At 46.5% G+C, this 21,760-nt stretch carries 19 protein-coding genes, 1 tRNA gene and 2 pseudogenes; 11 read left to right on the forward strand and 11 right to left on the reverse strand.

What is annotated here, in order from left to right:
• Positions 1–41: 41 nt before the first annotated feature.
• The 3 genes from QZ918_RS09690 (at position 42) to QZ918_RS09700 (ending at position 3,735) form a co-directional block, all read left to right on the forward strand.
• Positions 42–2,042, forward strand: a complete 2,001-nt coding sequence (locus tag QZ918_RS09690) for an ABC transporter ATP-binding/substrate-binding protein (protein ID WP_293334017.1) — start codon at positions 42–44, stop codon at positions 2,040–2,042.
• A 331-nt stretch (positions 2,043–2,373) separates the two neighbouring features.
• Positions 2,374–3,219: a nitrate ABC transporter ATP-binding protein gene (locus tag QZ918_RS09695; RefSeq protein ID WP_293334019.1), complete on the forward strand. Its 846-nt coding sequence runs from the start codon at positions 2,374–2,376 to the stop codon at positions 3,217–3,219.
• A 321-nt stretch (positions 3,220–3,540) separates the two neighbouring features.
• Positions 3,541–3,735, forward strand: coding sequence for a hypothetical protein (locus QZ918_RS09700; RefSeq protein WP_293334021.1), 195 nt, complete (start codon positions 3,541–3,543; stop codon positions 3,733–3,735).
• Positions 3,736–3,905: 170 nt separating this feature from the next.
• On the opposite strand, the gene QZ918_RS09705 is transcribed toward QZ918_RS09700, so the two are convergent.
• The 7 genes and pseudogenes from QZ918_RS09705 to thyD form a co-directional block, all read right to left on the reverse strand.
• Positions 3,906–5,837 carry a serine hydrolase domain-containing protein gene (locus QZ918_RS09705; RefSeq protein WP_293334023.1) on the reverse strand — a complete coding sequence of 644 codons (1,932 nt, stop codon included), beginning with the start codon at positions 5,835–5,837 and terminating at the stop codon, positions 3,906–3,908.
• Between the two features lie 59 nt (positions 5,838–5,896).
• Entirely contained in the window at positions 5,897–6,460 is a 564-nt protein-coding gene (locus QZ918_RS09710) for a Uma2 family endonuclease (RefSeq protein ID WP_293334025.1), read from the reverse strand.
• Positions 6,461–6,529: 69 nt separating this feature from the next.
• Positions 6,530–8,380 (reverse strand): leucine-rich repeat domain-containing protein, encoded by a 1,851-nt coding sequence (locus QZ918_RS09715; protein WP_293334094.1) that lies wholly within the window; start codon positions 8,378–8,380, stop codon positions 6,530–6,532.
• A gap of 87 nt (positions 8,381–8,467) precedes the next feature.
• Positions 8,468–8,527, reverse strand: a pseudogene (locus QZ918_RS33090) (hypothetical protein); the annotation flags it as partial.
• A 1-nt stretch (position 8,528) separates the two neighbouring features.
• Positions 8,529–9,350, reverse strand: coding sequence for a leucine-rich repeat domain-containing protein (locus tag QZ918_RS09725; RefSeq protein WP_293334027.1), 822 nt, complete (start codon positions 9,348–9,350; stop codon positions 8,529–8,531).
• Between the two features lie 57 nt (positions 9,351–9,407).
• A pseudogene (locus QZ918_RS09730) lies at positions 9,408–9,647 on the reverse strand (leucine-rich repeat domain-containing protein); the annotation flags it as partial.
• A gap of 136 nt (positions 9,648–9,783) precedes the next feature.
• The gene (thyD, locus tag QZ918_RS09735) at positions 9,784–10,710 is read right to left on the reverse strand and encodes a thylakoid membrane protein ThyD (protein WP_293334029.1); all 927 of its coding nucleotides are present in this window, start codon (positions 10,708–10,710) and stop codon (positions 9,784–9,786) included.
• 149 nt (positions 10,711–10,859) lie between these two features.
• On the opposite strand from thyD, the gene QZ918_RS09740 reads away from it, so the two are divergent.
• Positions 10,860–12,491, forward strand: a complete 1,632-nt coding sequence (locus QZ918_RS09740; RefSeq protein WP_293334031.1) for a DUF3352 domain-containing protein — start codon at positions 10,860–10,862, stop codon at positions 12,489–12,491.
• A 446-nt stretch (positions 12,492–12,937) separates the two neighbouring features.
• Here the strand turns inward: QZ918_RS09740 and QZ918_RS09745 are convergent, their stop codons facing one another.
• The 4 genes from QZ918_RS09745 to QZ918_RS09760 all read right to left on the reverse strand — a co-directional run bounded on the left by QZ918_RS09745 (position 12,938) and on the right by QZ918_RS09760 (position 14,428).
• Positions 12,938–13,135, reverse strand: coding sequence for a hypothetical protein (locus QZ918_RS09745; RefSeq protein WP_006632682.1), 198 nt, complete (start codon positions 13,133–13,135; stop codon positions 12,938–12,940).
• Between the two features lie 197 nt (positions 13,136–13,332).
• Positions 13,333–13,749 (reverse strand): tetratricopeptide repeat protein, encoded by a 417-nt coding sequence (locus tag QZ918_RS09750; RefSeq protein WP_293146270.1) that lies wholly within the window; start codon positions 13,747–13,749, stop codon positions 13,333–13,335.
• A gap of 20 nt (positions 13,750–13,769) precedes the next feature.
• Positions 13,770–13,937, reverse strand: coding sequence for a hypothetical protein (locus QZ918_RS09755; protein ID WP_293146271.1), 168 nt, complete (start codon positions 13,935–13,937; stop codon positions 13,770–13,772).
• 137 nt (positions 13,938–14,074) lie between these two features.
• The gene (locus QZ918_RS09760; protein WP_293334033.1) at positions 14,075–14,428 is read right to left on the reverse strand and encodes a HesB/IscA family protein; all 354 of its coding nucleotides are present in this window, start codon (positions 14,426–14,428) and stop codon (positions 14,075–14,077) included.
• Between the two features lie 358 nt (positions 14,429–14,786).
• Here QZ918_RS09760 and QZ918_RS09765 point away from each other — a divergent pair, with 358 nt between their 5' ends.
• The 7 genes from QZ918_RS09765 (at position 14,787) to QZ918_RS09795 (ending at position 21,609) form a co-directional block, all read left to right on the forward strand.
• Complete coding sequence (locus QZ918_RS09765) at positions 14,787–16,427, forward strand: DUF6930 domain-containing protein (RefSeq protein ID WP_293146273.1); 1,641 nt, start codon at positions 14,787–14,789, stop codon at positions 16,425–16,427.
• A 163-nt stretch (positions 16,428–16,590) separates the two neighbouring features.
• Positions 16,591–16,716: a hypothetical protein gene (locus QZ918_RS09770; RefSeq protein WP_293334035.1), complete on the forward strand. Its 126-nt coding sequence runs from the start codon at positions 16,591–16,593 to the stop codon at positions 16,714–16,716.
• Positions 16,701–16,886 carry a hypothetical protein gene (locus QZ918_RS09775; RefSeq protein WP_293334037.1) on the forward strand — a complete coding sequence of 62 codons (186 nt, stop codon included), beginning with the start codon at positions 16,701–16,703 and terminating at the stop codon, positions 16,884–16,886. The genes QZ918_RS09770 and QZ918_RS09775 overlap by 16 nt, the downstream gene beginning before the upstream one ends.
• A gap of 61 nt (positions 16,887–16,947) precedes the next feature.
• Positions 16,948–18,381, forward strand: coding sequence for a 9,9'-di-cis-zeta-carotene desaturase (gene zds / locus QZ918_RS09780; protein WP_293334039.1), 1,434 nt, complete (start codon positions 16,948–16,950; stop codon positions 18,379–18,381).
• 345 nt (positions 18,382–18,726) lie between these two features.
• Positions 18,727–19,173 (forward strand): SRPBCC family protein, encoded by a 447-nt coding sequence (locus QZ918_RS09785; protein WP_293334041.1) that lies wholly within the window; start codon positions 18,727–18,729, stop codon positions 19,171–19,173.
• 200 nt (positions 19,174–19,373) lie between these two features.
• Complete coding sequence (locus QZ918_RS09790) at positions 19,374–21,452, forward strand: WD40 repeat domain-containing serine/threonine-protein kinase (protein WP_293334042.1); 2,079 nt, start codon at positions 19,374–19,376, stop codon at positions 21,450–21,452.
• 83 nt (positions 21,453–21,535) lie between these two features.
• Positions 21,536–21,609: transfer RNA gene (locus tag QZ918_RS09795), tRNA-Val, on the forward strand.
• Positions 21,610–21,760: the final 151 nt, after the last annotated feature.

Below are 21,760 nucleotides of genomic sequence, written 5' to 3' on the forward strand. Positions count from 1 at the left end.
CGAAAAATCAAGGACAAACCTACAAAAAAGGCAAGAAAACCATGTCAGTTTTGATTGCGGTAGAACAAGTCGGAAAAACATTTAATTTAACAGACGGCGGCACATACGTAGCCCTCAAAGGCATTGATTTAGAAATTAAAAAAGGAGAATTTATCTCCTTAGTCGGACACTCAGGCTGCGGTAAATCTACGCTACTAAATATGGTGGCAGGTTTGGATCTGCCCACAGAAGGATTGGTGACGATCGACGGACAAAGAATCACTCAGCCGGGCCCCGATCGCATGGTGGTGTTTCAAAACTATTCGCTGCTACCTTGGCGGACTGTCAGAGAAAACATTACCCTGGCCGTAGACTCAGTAATGAGCGGCTTAGGTAAAGCCGAGCGCCTCGACATCATCCAAAAACACATTGACATGGTGGGCTTGACGCCCCACGCCGAGAAGCAACCCGCACTCCTCTCCGGCGGACAAAAACAGCGCGTGGCGATCGCCCGTGCCCTAGCCCTGCGTCCCAAACTGTTACTCTTAGACGAACCCTTCGGCGCCCTAGACGCTTTGACTCGCGGCAACTTGCAAGAAAAGTTGATGGAAATTTGCCAAGAGTATGAAATCAGCGCCCTGATGGTAACGCACGACGTAGATGAAGCGGTGCTGCTGAGCGATCGCATCGTCATGCTCACCAACGGCCCAGAATCGAAAATTGGCGGCATCCTCGAAGTAGACATCCCCCGCCCCCGGGTACGCATGGAAGTAGTCTCGCACCCCAGCTACTACGCGCTGCGGAGCGAAATGATTTACTTCCTCAACCAGCAGAAACGGGTGAAAAAACTGCGCGCGCGGAAAGTACCGGCGATCGCCCGCCACGGCCTAGAAAAAGTCAACCTCGAACTCGGCTTTATCCCCCTGGCAGCCTGTGCTCCCCTAGCCGTCGCCAAAGAAAAAGGCTTATTCGCCAAACACGGCCTCGATGAAGTGCATCTCGTGCGCGAAACAAGCTGGCGCGGTATCGTAGATGGCATCGCCGCCGGATACCTAGACGCAGCCCAAATGCCCTCTGGGATGGCAGCGTGGTTGAGCTTGGGAGGGCACCAAGAGAAGCCCGTACCAACCGTTACAGCCCTCACCATGAGCCGCAACGGCAACGGAATTACCCTGGCCCGTCGTTTCTACGACCAAGGGATTTACACTCTGGCAGATTTCAAAGAAATGCTGCACAGAACTCCCGCCCAAACCCACCGCATGGGCATCGTTCACCCTTCATCGATGCACAACCTGTTGCTGCGGTACTGGCTGGCTTCCGGCGGAATTGACCCAGATCGTGATGTTTCACTAAAAAACATCCCTCCAGCCCAGATGATCGTGGACTTGCAAGGCGGAACGATCGACGGTTTCTGCGTCGGCGAACCTTGGAACTTGCGCGCGGCGATGGAAGGAGTCGGCTTTACCGTGGCTACGGATTTGGAACTGTGGCCTGGACACCCGGCAAAAATTCTGGGAGTTAGGGAAGACTGGGCAAATGCTTACCCCAACACTCACATTGCTCTGGTGAAAGCTTTGCTAGAAGCTTGCCACTATTGCAGCGATCCTGCCCACGCTCAAGAAGTTTCCGAAATTGTGGCGGGACGGGAGTACGTCGCCACTGACAAGAGTTACATCCAAATTGGCGATCCCAAATCTAGTGCTTGCGATTTGGAGACTCCAATGCGGGAATACGCTCACCACTTGTTTGCCGGCGACGGGGTGAACCGCCCAAGCCGTACCGAACAGTTGTGGCACATGGTACAGATGGCGCGTTGGGGCGATACAGTCTTCCCCCGCAACTGGGTAGAAATTCTGGAACGGGTGGTGAGAGTCGGCCCCTTCAGTACAGCGGCGCGCGAGCTGGGAATGTCTGATATTACTTACACTCGGGGTTCTCTCCGCTTGTTTGATGGCTCGGTGTTTAATGCTGAAGATCCGATCGGCTATCTCAACAATCTAGCGATTAAACGCGATTACACGATGGCTGAAGTGATTCTGGATTCGGGTCGCAGAGCTGCTTAGGATCTGTCTGACTATGAGCAACTCGATTCCTTCTAGGGCGTGTTTTTAAACCCGGAGATCCCCCCTAACCCCCCTTAATAAGGGGGGGACAAGAGGGGTCAAAGTCAACCCCTACTTCCTTTAAAAATGGGGGACAAGAGTGTTCGAAGTCTTCCTGAAAATGGAGAAATAAGAGGCTTCAAAGTCCCCCGACCTAAGGGGGATTTAGGGGGATCTAGACTTCGATACAAACTAGAAAAACTGAACGGTTTTATTAGTCTCAACTCGCAACTCACGATTCAAGATTCGATTATTTGCGCTCGCCAATCACCCACTCACAACTTCCAAAATCATGCTCAAAAGCACTACGAACCAGACGAACACCAAAACCCAGCTCCAGCAACCAAACGATCGCCGCCAGCCGTTTTTGGTGATGGACAATGTTTATAAAGTATATCCAAACGGTTACAGAGCATTAGAAAACGTTAACTTGACCGTAGCTGAGGGAGAGTTTATTACTCTGATCGGACACTCCGGCTGCGGTAAGTCAACACTGTTAAATATGGTGTCCGGTTTTAGCCATCCCAGCGATGGCACCGTGTCGATTAACGGGCAGCGGATCGAAAAGCCAGGCCCCGATCGCATGGTAGTGTTTCAAGGTTACGCTTTATTGCCTTGGCGGACTGTGTTTGAAAATGTTTACATTGCCGTTAATGCTGTATTTCCAGAGAAGTCGAAAGCCGAAAAAAATGCGATCGTCAAAGATCATTTAGCAATGGTGGGACTAACAGAAGCTGCTGAGAAAAGACCTCCGCAAATTTCCGGGGGTATGAAACAGCGGGTTTCCATCGCCCGCGCCTTAGCAATTCGTCCCAAGGTGCTAATTTTGGACGAACCCTTTGGTGCTCTCGACGCAATTACCAAGGAAGAATTGCAGGAAGAGTTGCTGAAAATCTGGAACGATCACCGCTGTACAGTGTTGATGATTACTCACGACATTGACGAAGCGCTGTTTTTAGCCGATCGACTGGTGATGATGACCAACGGCCCGTCAGCAACGATTGGCGAAGTTTTGGAGATTCCTTTCCCACGTCCGCGCGATCGGGTACAAATGATGGAAGATCCCGAATATTACAACTTGCGGAACTACGCCCTAGACTTCCTCTTCCGCCGTTTTGCTCACGATCACGACGCTTAAACCCTTTGAGATTGGGGATTGCTGGCAAAACAAAGCCCCAGCATTTCCCCAATTGCAGGGAAACATCGCTGCGTGCGAAATTTTCCCGATCTGCTTGGGTAAACTGAGGCTTAATAGTTGGGGATAAGTTTTTCCGGAAGATTAGGATCTTTTTCTCAACTTTTACGTCAATCCGCTAAGAGACCCAATTGCCTAGCTGTCGGTAAGCTGGCATGAATTTAGCCCACCTTTGACTGAAGGCGGGCTTCTTTCTTATCTTATTAACAGTTTTTCCTAAATTGATCGTTTGTGCATTCCACCATTTTAACTGGCACAGGGCTAATGTTGATTAGTGTTTTATGGATTAAAGCGATCGTAAAAGTGAGCAAATCTCACTCTCCCACCTATTCTAAAGTTAAAATTCCCTTTCTTTCATCGATCGCCAGCTTCATGCGCGTCAGCCACGGGCGGCCGAATAGAATTTTAGGTAGTTGCGGGCCTACAATCGATCGTAATAAACATTCCAGTTGTTCGTAGTGCGGACTTCAGTCCGCAGCATCAAAGCGGACTGAAGTCCGCACTACGAACTTTACTTATTCCAGTTGTTTGTAGTGCGGACTTCAGTCCGCAGCATGAAAGCGGACTGAAGTCCGCACTACGAACTTTACTTATTGCGGTCAATCGACCGGATACCATATGAATTACAATCAATGGTAATAAAGATTCCAGTTGATGAAAATTGATACAAATCCGCAGCCAGCCAGGGCAATTAAAGAGTAATAAACTTTCCAAATTAGAGACGCGCGATCTTTCCAAGTAAGAAATGCGAACACAATCAATCCCGGTGTCAGAGAAGTGCTAATCGGTGGAATCAACAGCAACAACCTAAATATTCCCGGCAGTCCAAAGAATAACTCCCAAAAATCAGCTTGAGACAAAACCAGACCCGTGCCAATTAAAAATACTAAATTTAAGGCACTGATTAAAACAGCTAAAAACATGGCTAAACTAGCTATTTTCGATCGAGGAAAAGTGGGTTTTTGTAGGTTGCGAGCGACGGCAATAATGCAAGTAAAGCCGAATATTAGCGTGCAGAAAATCGCTAACTTCAACTGAAAATCGTTAGTTTCAAACCAAGTTAACTTTTCCAGAGAATCATAAACTGAATGACCGAGAAACATATGAGTGATTCGCCGTCCATCTTCCTGCCGAAATCCCATAAGATTGTTCGAGTAAAGAAAGCGAAATAACAGCGGCTGAATTTCAACTGACTTAAATTCTGGCACCCAAAGCGATAACGTTCCATCTTGACCGGCAAAAGTCCGAAGTTCCGCCGCTTCTCCGAAAATTGCGGCTAGCTTTTCAATCGTGTGGTGCGGATAGTGAACGTAGCGATAGTTACCGCTGAGATTTTGCAAGTGTGCTTGAGAACTCTTGATGCCTGGGGGAATGGGTTTTATTTTCTTGTCTGGGGGATAGTAGCGATCTAAAAATTTGTCAACTAATTTATCGGCTAAACGTGTGGGATTGTTGTTACAAGAAATGAAAAATCCTAAATTGCGATCGGGCAGTAAATACAATTCGCTAGTATATCCGGCATGGCGGCCTCCGTGGGAAATTGTCCGCTGTTTGTTGAGCACTCGTTGAAAGAATCCGTAGGTGGAACCTACCATACCTGGATACTGTGCAAATTGGCGGCGGTGCATTTCTGTTGCTGTAGCTTCCTTTAAGATGCGGGCATTTTCGTAACGGCCTTTTTGCAAATGGGCGATCGCAAAATGTGCTATGTCTGTAGCTGTAGCCATCAGTGCGTTACCGGGAACAGTATTGCTGTATGCAAAAGGTCTTCGCCGATAAGTGCCATCCTTATATTTGTAGCCTACAGCAAAATCCGATGCTAACTGAGGCGGTAGCGGTTGCACAAAGCTCGTGCGGCGCATATTCAGGGGCTGCAAGATGTTTTTGTCAACGTATTCAGCGAAGGGCATCCCAGAAATTTCTTCGACTAAATAGCCGGCTAAGTTCATTCCCACGTCGCTGTAGAGAAATACTTCACCGGGCGGCAGAATGCGCGGCGGCAGACGTTTTGCGATAAAATCACCTAACGGTATCATCTGCGATGCCTTGCGGGCGAATGCACCGATACCCCATCCCGCATCGAAGCCGTCGGTGTGAGTCAGCAGGTTCGTAAATGCGATCGGTTTCGGATAAGTATTAGGAATTTGAAAGCGCTTTAAATACTTGTTAACATCATCATTTAAATTGAGTTTGCCTTGTTCCGCTAATTGCATCACTGCTGTAGCTGTAAATAGCTTGGAGATAGAACCGACGCGAAACAGCGTTTTGTCTGGATCTACAGGTATTTTATTTTCTAAATCAGCATATCCGTAGCCTTTGCTAAAAAATATTTTGCCATCTTTTACCAGAGCGAACACCGCACCGGGAACGTGTTGTTTGCTCATCTCCTTAGCAAAATAATCATCGATAAAAAGTTCTAGTTCTTGGGGGTTAGTTGGGCCGAGTTGCGGTGTGGATATTTCTACTGCGAAACAAGGCGATGTCTGGGAAAGGCAAATTAAAGTTACTGCTATTAATACGGAGCAAATAGTTGCAATTTTTTTGCAAATTATCTGTATCATTGTGATTGCATATCTGGCGCGCTCGTCAGACATCAGTTTATCGAGTCAGATAAAATTCGTCAATTTATTTTCAGCAAACTGAATAATTCGGTTGCGGATAGCTGCCAATCTTCCAATACGCTAAGAACAGGTAAGAGATCCGTACCAGATATAAATTCAGGCATTTGATTCGGCTGAAAAGTGATTACAGATCTATCTCTCGGATCGGCAAACCAACCCAATTTAGTACCCTGCCGGATGGAAAAAAGAATTTTTTTAATAACTGGATTTGGAGATTGGTCTGGTGACAGAATTTCAATTATCCAATCCGGTGGAATTTCGATACGGTTGGCAATTTCTCCATCTTCATCAAGAGGAATCCTAGACCACTCAAAAACAGCAATATCGGGAACGATCGATCGCCCTCCAAACGTACACCGCAATTCTGGAAAAGCATGAGCTAGTTTCGTCGGCTTTCCTAGCTGATTAATTGCTGACAGTAGTTCATCTTGAAGTTTGCTATGTTTTCCTTGTGGCATAGGTTTTTGATAAATTTGACCGTCGATGTACTCGCTGGCGGGTTTAGTTTCTGGCAATTGCAAAAACTCTGCCAGAGAAATCGTTGACTTTGTTGGAACTACCATAGATCGTATCTCCTGAAATCATCTTAACGAACAAATAATCTAAGGTTCTTGTGTTTCTGCTGCTTGCATTCAAGTTTGCACTAAAAAATCCTCTGAGTCAATGTCCCAGTTTACCCAACGAATTGCCTCTTGTGCTGATACTACATCAGGAGGCACTCGCAAAGCGTGAATGTGTCCCGTGCTAGGACAAGTCATTTTTAACAGATAAATATCTTCTTTTTTGGGAGCGTCATCATCGCCCTCAAAGTCTTCAGGATTGAAGCCGTCAATATCGGCATTAATTCTCAGTAGCGCGTACTCTTTCCAACAATCTAATTCTGTAGCTTGCAATTCACGGGCTATTCTAGCATAACCAATTCCCTGAATTAACACTCGCCTGAGTTCAGCATTTTTTTCCTCTAAAAGCCATTGTGCTTGCCAGTTGTCAGGGTGAATTTGCCCGTATTTTTCAGGTAAGGTGATGCCACGATATGAATACAGTTTGTAACCATCGGAAAATTCGATCGCGCTTTCTCCTTCTGCATGAAGGCGGTATTCGGTATCAAGGGAAAGTTTGATGGGGCGATCGCATACATAGCAAACATTTTCATACATCAAAATCCAGCCGCATTCTGCTAAAATCTGCTTCAGTGTTTCAACAACTTTCAGGAAATCTGGCTGAAAAACAACACCTAAGTAACCAATATAGAAATCAATAACAGTAAGATTTTGAACCAAGTATTTTCTAGTAAGTATCAACCCTGAATAATTCCCAGAGTTGGAGATATTTTCTTGCGCGTGTTGGAATAGCTGTGACTCCCATTCGAGAAGTGAGTCTGCTAAATGCTGCTGCAATTCTTTCCTTAAACCTAAAGGGCGCAGCGCCTTTCTTAGCTGTTTGTTAAGTAGCCGGAACCAACCAATAACATCGTCTGGCGATTTCTCTGACATTTGCAGTTGTTCTAACTCTGCTTTGATGCTCTTGCAAAACACGATTTCTGGCGCTGCTAAATTGAGGGAACTGCAAGCAGTTTTAACGGCGGATGCGGCTTGCGCGCGATCGATCGGTTTAGTCGAGTTGGCGAGAATTTCCCACTTATGACGGCTGGCTTGGATGAGAGCATTTTGTTCGGGTGTAAAGCTTAATTTCAGGCGATGAACTAAACGAGTCAGAGATAGCAGAGGTGTAAGGTTTGATATTTGATTGCCCTTGAGAGACAGACATTTCAATTTAGTTAGATATTGAAGGGGTGTAATATCCGATATTTGAGAGTTTCTCAGATTCAGATTAGTTAAACGAGTCAGAGATTGCAGTGGAGTAATATCTGATATTTGATTGTCCCCCAAGCCCAGATTAGTTAAATGAGTCAGAGATTGCAGTGGAGTGATATCTGATATTTGATTTGCATATATATACAGCCCGGTTAACAGAGTTAGAGATTGCAGGGGCGTGATGTCTGATATTTTATTGTAGGACAGATAAAGCTCTGTCAAATTAGTCAGCGATCGAAGAAGTCCAATATCTGATATTTGAATTTCACAAAGAGACAGAAAAGTCAAATTAGCCAGACATTGCAGTATTGTGATGTCTGATATTTGATTGTAATCGAGTTCCAAATGAGATAAATTAGTAAGCGATCGCAGGCTCGTGATATCCGATATTTGATTATTGTCTAGCTCCAAATGAGATAAATTAGTAAGCGATCGCAGGCTTGTGATGTCTGATATTTGATTATTTTCTAGCTTCAAATGAGATAAATTAGTCAGCAATTGCAGGCTCGTGATGTCCGATATTTGATTGTTTTCTAGTTCCAAGTGAGATAAATTAGTCAGCAATCGTAGGCTCGTGATGTCCGATATTTGATTGTCGGACAAATCCAAGTAAGATAAATTAGTCAGCGATCGCATGGGTTCGATATCTGATATTTGACTATCGGACAAATCGAAGCGAGATAAATTAGTTAGCGAGCTTAGGGGCGCGATATCTGATATTTTATTGTAGGACAAATCCAAGCGAGATAAATTAGTTAGCGAGCTTAGGGACGTGATGTCTGATATCTGATTTTCCCAGAGTTTCAGAGAAGTCAAGTTAGTAAGCGAGCACAGGGGGGGTGATGTCTGATATTTGATTTCTCCAGAGTTCCAGAAAAGTCAAATTAGTCAGCGAGCGCAGGCTTGTAATGTCCGATATTTGATTATTGCCTAGCTCCAAATGAGACAAATTAATCAGCGACCGCAGAGGTGCAATATCTGATATTTTATTTTGGTAGAGATCTAGCTTATTCAAATTAGTCAGAGATTGCAGGGGCGTAATGTCTGATATTTGATTTTCGCAAAGTGTCAGAGAAGTCAAATTAGTCAGCGAGCGCAGGCTTGTAATGTCCGATATTTGATTGTCGAACAAATCCAAGTGAGATAAATTAGTCAGCGATCGTAGGGGCGTAATATCTGATATTTTATTTTTCCAGAGTTCCAGAGAAGTCACATTAGTAAGAGATACTAAGGCTGAGATATCTGATATTTGATTTTTGCCTAGCTCCAAATGAGACAAATTAGTAAGCGCTCGTAAGGGCGTAATGTCTGATATTTTATTTTCCCAGAGTTCCAGAGAAGTCACATTAGCAAGAGATGCTAAGGCTGAGATATCTGATATTTGATTTTCTGCAAGTTTTAGAGAAGTCAAATTAGTCAGAGATTGCAGGGGTGCGATATCCGATATTCGACAGGCTTCCAGTGACAGTTCATCCCTGCTTGACAGTATCGCGATCGCTTCATCTATGTTAGAAGTGCCAGCATATTTTAACAGTGCATCAACTGTATGTTTTGCAGCTTCTGAAAGTGTATCTTTGTGCTTGAACCAATCGGCAAGGCTGCTGAAATTCATCGATCGCCCTTCTTGTTGTTCTGACATAAAATTGCGGTAAACTATGATGATATGACGCGAATTATAAACTAAGTTGGAAAAATTTCAAGTTTGCACGCTAAATTCCTCTGGATCTATCTCCCAATTTACCCAATGAATTGCTTCTTGTGCTGATACTACATTTGGCGGCACTCGCAATCCGTGAATGTATCCGGTGATCGGACAAGTCATTTTTAACAAATAAATCGGCTCGACATCGGCGTTATCGATTTTTAACAGCGTGTATTCTTGCCAAGAATCTAATTCTACTGCTTGGAGTTCGCAGCAAATGCGATCGCACCCGAGGCATCGACATGGATTGTTGATATTTGATGTGATTGATTGTTGAGTGGGATGCTTTATTTTAAGAAACGAAGCAGAGCCTTTGAATATTCGTTCCCAGGTATAGCCCGGGAACGAGGGATATCTAAAAACGCAGGATTTAATTACCCGCCAAAATTTCTGCTAGAGCTAACTTCAGCGTCGGATACTGATATTGAAAACCGCTAGCCAAAGTTTGTTTCGGCAAAACTTTTTGCCCTTCCAAAACAACTTTAGCACCGTCTCCCAACAGCATTTCCAAAGCAAAACTTGGCACCGGCAACCAAGAAGGCCGACTTAAAACTTCCCCTAAAGTTTGACACAGTTCATTCATCCGCACAGGATTCGGTGCTGTCGCATTCAAAACACCTTGAACTTGCGAATTTTGCAAAGAATACAAAATTAAATCAACCACATCCTCGCGGTGAATCCAAGAAAACCACTGTTTTCCTGTGCCAATTGGGCCGCCAGCAAATAGTTTAAAAGGTGGCAGCATTTTTGCCAGGGCGCCTCCCATTCCCAAAACTATTCCCAATCGCAAAATTGCTAGCCTGGTACCCGCATTTTTGGCTGGTTGGGCCGCAGCTTCCCAATCTTTGCAAACTGCTGCTAAAAAATCGTTTCCCGCAGGGCTGTTTTCGTCAAACTCAGCGGTTTCGCTGGTTCCGTAATAGCCGATCGCCGATGCGCTTACAAACACCGATGGTTTAGGATTAGCATTGACGATCGCCTCTACTAATTTTGCCGTCGTCAATCTCCGACTGTCGAGAATCGCTTGCTGGCGGGCTTCCGTCCACCTTTCCTCCGCAATCGGCACCCCAGCTAAATTAACCACAGCATTGCAGCCCGCGATCGACTTTTGCCAATCACCAGACTCCGCCGGAGTGTAGGCGACAACTTCCAAATTCCGATAAGCCGAAGCCGGGAAAACTCGCCCAGCTTTCGCCGCATCCCTACTCAAAACTACCACTTGATGTCCGGCTGCTTGCAGCTTCTCCACCAGCCGGGTACCGACAAATCCCGTTGCTCCCGCGATCGCTACTTTCATCTTTCTTTCCGCACTTGATGTCAACAGCAGTTTACACGATCGCCCAAACCCGTTTTAAATTCTATAAAAATAAATAGCTTGTTCGATCGCCTCCCCACAAGCTCAGTGGATTTTCATTAAACTGATAAAGGACGCGAGGATCGAAAACAATGCCTGCAAAAAAACCAAAGCTTCTAATTGCTGCCGCCATCATCGCAGCAGGTAGCGCCGCGGTGTACCTTTACTTCCACGGTTTGAGCCAACAAGTATCCAACCCCCAAGACAGCGCCAAAGTTGTACCCGACGAAGCAATGATGGCCGCCTTCATCTCCCCCAATCCCCAAGCGCTGTCACAGTTGCAGCAATTCGGCACCCCCGGCGCTCAAAAGTTGATCGGTGGGGGTTTGAAGGCCTTTCAAGAACAAAGCTTGGCAGGCACTCAAATCGACTTTGAGAAGGACTTAAAGCCCTGGCTGGGAGGCGTAATGGTGGCTTTGTTACCCCCAGATGCTACCGCTAAAACAGAGCCTCCTAAACTGCTCGTTGTAGTCAGTGTCAAAAATAAAATTAGTGCTTGGAATTTTGCTAATAAATTAAAATCTCAGGAAGGTGCCAAAACTCAAGAAACTGAGTACAAAGGAGTTAAAATTTATGAAATTGCAGAGCCAACCGGCAAGCGCTACAGTGTGGCTTTGTTGAACGATCAATTAGTGATGGCTCCTTTGAGAAAGCCTGTGGAATTGGCGATCGATACTTTTAAAGGCTCACCCTCTCTTGCTACCCAGAAGAGTACAAGCAAGTATTTTGCTGAGAGTGCTGGGGTGCCCAATCCGATCGCAACTGTTTATATTGCGGACTATCCTGCCGCGATACAGCAATTGAAAGCTAATTTACCAGATAATTTTCAATTGCCTTCGACAGTGCTTTCACAGTTTAAACAAGTCAAGTCTTTGGTAGCGGGAATAGGGGCCGACAGTTCGGGATTGAGGGTGAAAACTATCGCTCGGTTAGATCCTAAATTCGGACAGCAAAAGCCGCTAGTCGGATCGAAATTGTTGCCCAGATTTCCCGGCGAAACCATTGCTTTAGTAGGCGGTAAGGGACTCGATCGCATTTGGTTGCAGGCGACGGCAGAGGCAAAAGACAGCCCGGAAGTTGACAGGGGCATTCAGCAGGTGAGGAGTAGTTTTAAGCGGTTGGATTTGGATGCAGATCGTGAGGTTTTTGGCTGGATGAATGGGGAATTTGCGATCGGGGCGATCGGTTCGGAGCAAGGTATTTTGTCTCAGTTGGGAATGGGGGCAGCGATGATTTTTGAAACGAGCGATCGCCCCGCAGCGGAAGCAACCCTCAAAAAACTCGATGCGATCGCCAAAAGCAATCCTACAGTCAGCGTCGCCCCCAGACAAGTGCAGGGAAAACAGGTAACAGAGTGGCAAATACCGCAGCAAGGCACTTTATTCGGGCACGGTTGGCTGAATGAAAATTCTGTATTTGTCGCTTTCGGCGGCCCTTTAGTCGATGTCATCACCACAGCGCCACCGCAACCGTTAAGCAGCAGTCGGAGTTTTCAGGCGATCGCCACTGCTGTACCCCAGGCGAACCAAGGTTACTTTTATATAGATATGGACAAAACCATGTCATGGGCGAACCGTTATTTGCTCGCAGTACAGCCCAATTTAGTTTCGCCGCCCGTCACTGAATTGCTCAATTCTCTCCGAGGAGTCAGCGTAGCCACAACTTCGACAGAACCGACAACTGCTCAGCTCGATCTGCTTTTTGCCTTCAAATCTAGCAATTAGGCGATCGGGAATTGGGAACCGGGAATTGGGAATTTTTCTATCCGTTAAATCCCATACATTGCTCCTTGCTCAATATCTTCCGGATGAATGATGACTAATAACTGATATCATGTGCCGTCGATTATAATAACAATGAAAGTTCGTAGTGCGGACTTCAGTCCGCTCTTAAGTGGCGGACTGGGCGTTGTTGATTTACGGTATGAACGACTCAATGTGAAAAAATAAAACAAGCCAGCCAGTCAATCTTCTAAATTTTCAAGTTATCCATTTTCATACCCCGATTAAGCAACACCGCGGACTGAAGTCCGCACTACAAACGAATCTGATTGCGATCAATCGATCGCATACCATATGATGACTAATGACCGATCAAAAAAAAGTTGCTGCCTCTCCAGGGAGGGCAGCTACTCAAATAAAGCATTTTAATGTCTCTCAAAACTTCTGGATTAACCTTCAGACATTCCCGACTTATTCGGCAATTGTAAGTCATCAGGATCTACATAATGACAAACTGCTTTGTCCATGCAAATCAACGCCCAGCCGGATTTATCGATGCTCATCAATTTGTAAGAAGCAGGCTGAATAAAGAAACCTTTGTGGTTGCGGGTTGCTGGTTTGATGTTAACGTGGCTGTCAGTGCTCATGTTCTTACAACTCCTAGTATTTATGTTAGTCAAGTCTGAAAACCGCTGTGCCGGTTTGTCGATCGTCTAAGTTTTCAAATACTAGCACTGACTTCCTGAGTTTTCCATAAAGTTATTTATTGATTTATTACGAGATCGTAATAAACCACAAACCCGATTTCCTTGATCCCCACCACTAAATCGACTTGTTTGCGGGTTTACGGTTCCAGAAGCCACTGTTTCACGCGGGCGAGACTCTTCCAGTCCGGTTTGCGGCTTAATCCTTCTTCAAAATTTTTTGTAACTTCCTCTAACAACTCTTCGGAAGCCATCAGGAGTTGCTGAGCAACTTCTACGTGGGGGCGCACCCCTTTTTCTTTGAGATCCAGAATCGCGACAGCTAGGTTGATGCGAGCTTGGGGGTCGTGAGGGTTCAATTTAACGGCGGTTTTAGCTGCTTTTTGAGCCGATCCGGGTTTATTTTCCAAGAGGTAGAGCCACGCGAGGCTAGCCCAGGCATTGCCATTTTTGGGAGATTTCTCGCACAATTCTTTGAACACGGGGATCAAATTAGCAGGGGCTTCGCCAGCTTGGTAGCGATCGAAACCGTCTTTAAACATTTCTTCAGGGGTCATTCGATTTTGGATTTTGGATTTTAGATTTTAGATTGCTCGAAAGCATGGGTGCGGGACAAAGGAAACGGATCGGAAGCTGATTGTCGATCGCTCACGATCGCGAAGCAATTAGCTGGAGACCAATTACCAGAAAGAATTGGTTGAAAGCCGGAACCCTTCGAGGAAGGAATTAAGATCGGACTATTCATTACTCAATTCCTCGGACTTAAGGGTAGAGGTCGCCCTCAAACTGTCAACCGTCAACTGTCAACGAAGAGGGCGGGCCCGCACCATCCACCGCCCCTACAACTGTCAACTGTCAACGGTCAACTGTCAACTGTCAATTTTAAGCAGAAAAAGAACTGCCGCAACCGCAAGTTTGAGTAGCGTTGGGGTTGGTAAACTTAAAGCCCCCGCCGATCATCGAATCGCTGAAGTCGAGCACCAAACCGTAGAGATAAAGAATGCTCTTGCGATCGCACACTACCTGAAAACCGTCGTAGTCAAACACTTCATCGTCAGATTTCACAGTGCTGGGGTCTGCGAAATCCATCACGTAAGACATACCAGAACAGCCGCCCTGCCGCACCCCTACGCGCAAGCAGAGGTCTTTACCTTGTTTTTCTCGAAGAGCTAAAACTTGACGAACAGCAGAGTCCGTCATTTGAATGCCCCGCTGTTGGGAAATCGCTTGAGTCATAATTTGTCGAACTCCTGAGACTGTCGAATGTTAAGAGTTTAATCTTATCTCTCCATTGTACAGGGAAGTAAGGAAGTCATCAGTCATCAGTCATCAGTGCGAGCGTCCTCGCTCGCAAACGCAATCAGTCATTAGTCAGTCAACTGCTGTGCTGTCAAATGTTCCAGGTAAACTAAGAGATCTCTCACGGGGGCACTGCCCATACAACAGATCGACTGCCAACTGTCAACTGTCAACTGTCAACTGCCAACTGTGTTCACAAGCTTGATGTCCTCTCCCCCTATAGGGTTTATGATTGAGAAGCAGCGGTTGACCTTGACGGGCACCGCAACAATGCTTCACCCAACGGGCTTACTCTATGGCAGCGCTGAATCGCTCTACTCTTCGTCGGCTACAAAACTTACCTCAAATTCCCAGCGTGTGGGAGGGCGACCGCCGACCGTTATCAAATGCTGACTCGCACATGATGCTAGAGGACGACGACGATCCAGAAGCCGGTGGCGAGTGTATTCTCTGGGTGGACGGCTCTGAAGGCATCGTCAGAGCAATGGACATGGTAGGCCCAGATGCCGGCCCAGAGGCGATCGTCCGAGCTTTACTAAGGGCAATGGAACATCCCCAAAGTCCGGCTCCCGCAGTCCGCCCCCAAAAAATCGTTGTCAAAAACCGAGAAATTCAATTTTATCTGCGGGGTGTGCTTCAAGATTTAGGCATTTCCATTGACTACGTACCGGAATTGCCCTTAATTGATGAAATCTTTCGGGGTATGGAAGAGGTCGCTGTGAATCGGCCTCCCGAATTACCGCCTGAGTACGCCGAAGTGCTAATGGAAAAAGCAGCTCAAATTTGGCACGATGCTCCGTGGCGGACTTTGAGCGAACATCAAATTATATCTATTGAAATCAATCAGTGGGATGTCGCCAGCCTCTACGTGTCCGTATTGGGCCAAGGGAGAATGGATTACGGAGTTTTGCTGTACCGTTCTCTAGAATCCTTGAAGCGGTTTCGAGAGCGAGTTGTCAACGATGACTCTTTTGAAGATTTAGAACAGGCTTTTTTAGGGCAAGATTGTTTGTTTCTCACCTTTGAAAGCGCCGGCGAGCTGGATGAGGATGACGATGACGAAATTGATTTAGCCGATTTGCCTCCATCGGAAATTGAACCGAATTTTGGCAACCTGCATCCTTTAGAAGGATTGCGATCGATTCTTTACGAAGAAGAAGCCCTGACGATGTTAGTTGCTCTCGAAGCATTCCACCGCTTTTTCCACAACGGCCGCCGGAAATTGGCAGCAGACACATTTCCCGCTCTCAACAGTCGCTACCGCATCCCTGTTCCGCAGTCTGATGGAGAAATTCAACAGGTATCGGTTAAAGTTTCGACGATGCCTGAGGTGTCTGACGAATTATTACAGATGCTCGGTGATGACGATGACGATGACGATGATGAATTTGAAATGCCACGGCTGCGGGACGATTTGGTGCCGCAAAATTCATTCTTGAGTCTGGGTGCCGTACCTTGGGAAACGGTAGATTTTCTACGCGGAAGTGTCCAGTTTCACGAAGGTGCAGAAGTCGATATTAATACCGCTGGGGATGGTTTGCCTGTAGTGATGATTCAAACTTCCAATCCCAAGGCTAAAACTATGATTCAGGATTTGAAAGAAGCTGGAGGGGTGAAGGCAATTTGTTTTAATCCGGGCGAAGATCCTTTTCAAGACGAGCAATACGACTTGGGTATTTTGCAAACAAAAAATGGGGAATTGTATTTGTTTGGCGAGTTTAATGAAAACGACCCGGTGCATCAGGAAGCTCGCAAAAAGTGGGAGCGTCGCTGTAAATCAACTAACGGTTGGTGCGGTTTGGTGATTGCTAAAGGGTTGATGGGTGCTTCTCGCGGTCAGCCTCAGTTTAAGGATATGGTCGCTTTGTTTGAGGTGCGCTGGGTTTCTCCTAAAGACCTAGGAATTGGGCCACTTCAGTTGATGCCGATGTTTTAAAGTCAGTTATTAGTTGTTAGTTATTTGTTATTTGTTATTTGTTATTTGTTATTTGTTACTCGTGTGATGCTGCTAATAACCAATAACTAACAACCAATGATATTAGTCACCAGTCAACAGTTAGCAGTCATTTTTTTAATTTGAATTAGGAAGGAGAACGAACGTGTCAAATTCTACTCAAAAGCGAGAAGTGTTAGTCGCCCTTGATGCCGAATTCGCTGAAAAAATAGACCAGTTGACTGATAATTGGACGGAGGCGATAGAACAGGCACTATGTCTCGCATCTTAATTCCGGCTGGTGAAGGAGGATTGCAAGCTAATTCTTTAGCTGTTTGTGAAAATGTGTCTGCTTGGCGCCAAACTTATCTGGAACAAGGCCCTTACGGTGAAATTAGTGCGGATTTTTTGGCAAGAATTCAGAGAGGGGTGCAAGTGGCGATCGGCATTTACGCACTTTGAATGTTTCGGAAACTCTAAAACTTGTTACAATTTGTAAAAATACTGGATAAGGATAGGTAAAATGCGGGTTGCGATCGCAGGTGCGGGACTGGCTGGAATGACCACAGCAGTGGATTTAGTGGATGCCGGCCACGAAGTAGAAATTTTTGAGTCCCGCCCCTTTGTCGGCGGTAAAGTCGGCAGTTGGGTAGATCCCGACGGGAATCACGTTGAAATGGGTTTGCACGTCTTCTTCGGCTGCTATTATAACTTATTTGCCCTGATGAAAAAAGTGGGGGCATTTGACGATTTGCTGATTAAAGAACACGTCCACACTTTTATCAATCGAGGTGGCGAAACTGGTAGTTTAGATTTTCGCTTTCCGGTGGGTGCTCCTTTGCACGGATTGAAGGCATTTTTCACTACATCTCAGCTATCAGCACAGGACAAAATCCAAAATTCGCTCGCCCTGGGAACTAGCCCGATCGTCCGAGGCTTGATAGACTTTGATGGAGCGATGAAAACCATCCGCAATTTAGATAAAGTTAGTTTTGCTGACTGGTTCCGCAGCCACGGCGGCAACCAAAACTCGCTCAAAAGAATGTGGAATCCGATCGCCTACGCCCTGGGTTTTATCGACACCGAAAATATTTCTGCCCGGTGTATGTTGACAATTTTTCAATTGTTTGCTACGAAAACAGAAGCATCAAGGATGCGAATGCTGGCCGGTTCTCCCAGCGAATATTTGCACAAGCCAATTGTGGACTATTTGGAAAGCAAAGGTACAAAAATTCACACGCGGCGCCGAGTGCGAGAAATTCAGTTTCAAGAAAGTGGAGAAACTCGCGTCACAGGCTTAGCCGTAGCTAGTGGCGAAACCGAAGAAATTATTACCGCTGATGCTTATGTTTTTGCCTTAGATGTGCCGGGAATTCAGAAAATATTGCCCCCAGCTTGGCGGAAGTGGTCGGAATTTGACAATATTTATAAGTTAGATGCTGTGCCCGTTGCGACAGTACAATTGCGGTTCGACGGTTGGGTAACGGAATTGGAAGATGAAGCCAAGAGAAAACAGTTGAGCCACGCTGTCGGAATTGATAATTTGCTATATTCAGCAGATGCAGATTTTTCGTGTTTTGCCGATTTGGCGCTGACAAGTCCCAAGGATTATTATAAGGAAGGACAAGGTTCTCTGTTACAGTTAGTGTTGACACCGGGCGATCCGTTTATCAAACAAAGCAATGAGGCGATCGCCCAACACGTACTCAAGCAAGTTCAGGATTTATTCCCCTCAGCACGGGAATTAAACATGACTTGGTACAGTGTGGTTAAGCTAGCTCAATCTCTCTACCGCGAAGCACCGGGCATGGATGTTTACCGCCCCGCTCAAAAAACGCCGATCGGCAATTTCTTTCTAGCAGGAAGTTACACTCAGCAAGACTATATCGACAGCATGGAAGGTGCGACTCTTTCCGGCCATCAAGCGGCGAAGGTAATTCTGGAAGCTTATAGTTAGTTGACAGTTAACAGTTGACAGTTGACAGTTAGCATTTGGTATTAGTCGCTCCAGTGAAAAATGTAAAATGCTAAAAGCTAAAAGCTAATGATTCTCTCTCCTTTCCAGGCTCTGGCTGGGAATGCTTTAAAAGAGGCTCTACCTCTGATGAATGTTCGCTTTTGACAAGCGAGGCCGAGCCTGGAAATGAGAAGAAACAATTCCAATACCATTTACTGGTATACCCCCCTGGGTATACCGCTATGAAAAATAGATCGGGAGATTGCTTCGTTCCTCGCAATGACCATCTTAAGTAAACCGTATTGGAAAGAATTCTTCAATCTAAATTCCCAAATCTAAAATCCTATGACTGATTGGTTAGAACATAGCGTACAAGTAGAAGTGGCAATTCCTATCGAATTAGCGTGGGAACTTTGGTCTGACTTAGAGCAAATGCCGCGCTGGATGAAGTGGATAGACTCAGTTAACATTCTAGAAGAAGAACCAGAATTATCGCGCTGGAAACTTGCAACGGGGGGGTTAGAATTTAGCTGGCTTTCTCGGATTCTCAAATTAGTGCCAAATCAGATTATTCAGTGGGAATCAGTAGACGGTTTGCCCAATCGCGGTGCGGTGCGGTTTTACGATCGCAAAAACAGCAGCATTGTCAAACTAACAGTGGCTTATGGAGTTCCCGGCTGGTTGGCAACATTGATGGACAATTCATTTGTAGGGCGAGTTGTTGAATCGACTATTCAGGCTGACTTGGAAAGGTTTAAAGAGTATGCTCTGAATGTTAAAGCTAGATCTTAAATGCTGCGGACTGAAGTCCTCACTACAAACTGGTTTGTAGTGAGGACTTCAGTCCTGATAATTTTAAATTGTAATGCGAAGGTCGATCCGTTTGTAGTAAGGACTTCAGTCCTGATAATTTTAAATTGTAACGCGAAGGTCGATCGCCCTTTTGCCTCAGTATCATATAAATATGCTGCTGATTGCTTCCCGGTTCAGTTATGAGTTATTGCCTAAACCCCGCCTGTCAAAACCCGCAAAATGCCGATCGAACTCAATTCTGCCTGAATTGTGGCACAAAACTGTTGCTCAGAGAGCGTTACCGCGCCATCAAACCCCTCGGTAGAGGCGGTTTTGGCCGTACTTTTTTAGCCGTAGACGAAGACAAACCCTCAAAACCGCGTTGTGCAATCAAGCAGTTTTTCCCGCTATCCCAAGGAACCAGCAGCGCCGAAAAAGCAGCAGAATTATTCAACCGAGAAGCCGTGCGGCTGGACGAATTGGGGAAACACCCGCAAATTCCCGAGTTGCTGGCGCACTTTCAGCAGGAACGCTATCAGTATTTGGTACAAGAATTTATAGAAGGGGAGAATTTACAGCACGAATTGACGCGGAATGGCCCTTTCAGCGAAAGTCAGATTCTCGGGCTGCTGAAGGATTTATTGCCAGTATTGCAGTTTGTGCACGATCGCAATGTAATTCACCGAGACATCAAACCACCAAATATTATCCGCCGCCGCGTTTCTCAAACTCCGATTATTTATACTTACCCAAACTTAACTGGGGAATTAGTTTTAGTTGATTTTGGTGCTGCCAAACTTGTGGAGGGTTTGAGAGAAACAGGAACAGTCATCGGTTCGCCTGAATTCGTGGCGCCGGAACAAATTCGAGGTCAAGCGGTTTATGCTAGCGATTTGTATAGTTTGGGAGTAACTTGCATTTATTTGCTGACTCAAATATCTCCCTTTGATTTGTTCGATATCAATCAAGATGTTTGGGTTTGGCAAGATTTTTTGAAGGTTAAAATCGATCGGAAACTAACTCGAATCCTCGACAGAATGATCGAACCGAGTCTCAGCCGCCGTTACAAATCTGTAGCTGAAGTTCTCCAAGATTTGCAGCCGCAGCAGTCGGGGGCGGGTACAGGGGCACCGCCGCCGCAGTCGGGGGCGGGTACAGGGGCACCGCCGCCGCAGAGGGCGGGCACGGGGGCACCGCCCCTAGCAACGCCTGCAATTCCCGCGCCTCAGAGGATGCCTGCGGTGCAGAATGCCGTGCCAGCAACGGTTGCGGGCACCATTATACCTGTGCCGCCGATGCAGCGGGTTGTTCCCGCACGCGCGCCTACTTGGAGGTGCATTCATACTCTGGTAGGGCATTCCCATGCTGTCACCTCAGTAGCTTTCAGTCCCGATGGCGGGACTTTAGCTAGCGGGAGTGAGGATAAGACGATTGAGATGTGGAAGTTGGAGACGGGTAAGCGGTGGTACACTCTCACTGGTCATTCTGACTGGGTGACTTCTGTGGCTTTTAGTCCTGATGGCGCGACTTTGGCTAGCGGCGGCCGGGATAAAACAATTCAAATTTGGGATTTGAATAAGGGTAAGTGGTGGTATGCTTTGCGCGGCCACGAGGATCGGGTTTATGCTGTGGCTTTTAGTCCTGACGGTCAGGTTTTGGCTAGTGGGAGTCGGGACAAGACTGTGCAGTTGTGGAATTTGAATAAGGGTAGGCCGATGTCGGCTTTAAGCGGTCACGCTGGTGGGGTGGAGGCTGTGGCTTTTAGTCCTGGTGGGGAGTTTTTGGCGACGGGGAGTCGGGATAAGAGTTTGCAGTTGTGGGATTGGCGCAACGGTCGATCGATTTGTACTTTAGCAGAACACGGGGATTGGGTGCGGGCGATCGCCTTTGCTGCGAACTCCCTTGCCGGTCAGACCCCCCCCAGCCCCCCCTTGCTAAGGGGGGCAGCAGGAGAAGGATCGATTTTGGTTAGTGGGAGTCGGGACGGTACGGCCAAGCTGTGGCGGATAGATGCACAGGGGCGAGGTACGCTGCTGCGAAGTATGAGGGACAATTCTGGGGATGTTTTGTGTGTGGCATTAAGCCGGGATGGTGGAGTTTTGGCGACGGGGAGTCGGGATGGTTCGATTTATTTGTGGGATACGGCTGCGGGGGGTTTGCTGGAACTTCTGACCGGGCACGGCGGGGAGGTTTTGTCGGTGGCGTTTAGTGCTGATGGGGGGTGTTTGGCTAGCGGTTCCGGCGATCGAACTGTGAAGATTTGGCGGGTTGGGAATTAGGGCGGTGGCTGTGGGTGGCTGGAAAAATTTTATATTTATGCTTGACAGGCGATCGAAGGTTGTGCTAAGTTAGTAATTCGTGAGGACGCATAGCTCAGTTGGTTAGAGCACTACGTTGACATCGTAGGGGTCACTGGTTCGAGTCCAGTTGTGTCCATCTTATTAAACCCGCCCACAAAGCGGGTTTTGTTGTTTTTTGTGTTGGATTGTGTGGTAAGGGCGATCGACTCCCTCGATAAAGGTCAGCCTGTACTTCCGATGTAGTTAAATATGATTTATGAGCAGTTGAATGATAGACTCAATGAGCG

This window comes from Microcoleus sp. CAWBG58 (assembly GCF_020883045.1).
Taxonomy (GTDB): Bacteria; Cyanobacteriota; Cyanobacteriia; order Cyanobacteriales; family Microcoleaceae; genus Microcoleus.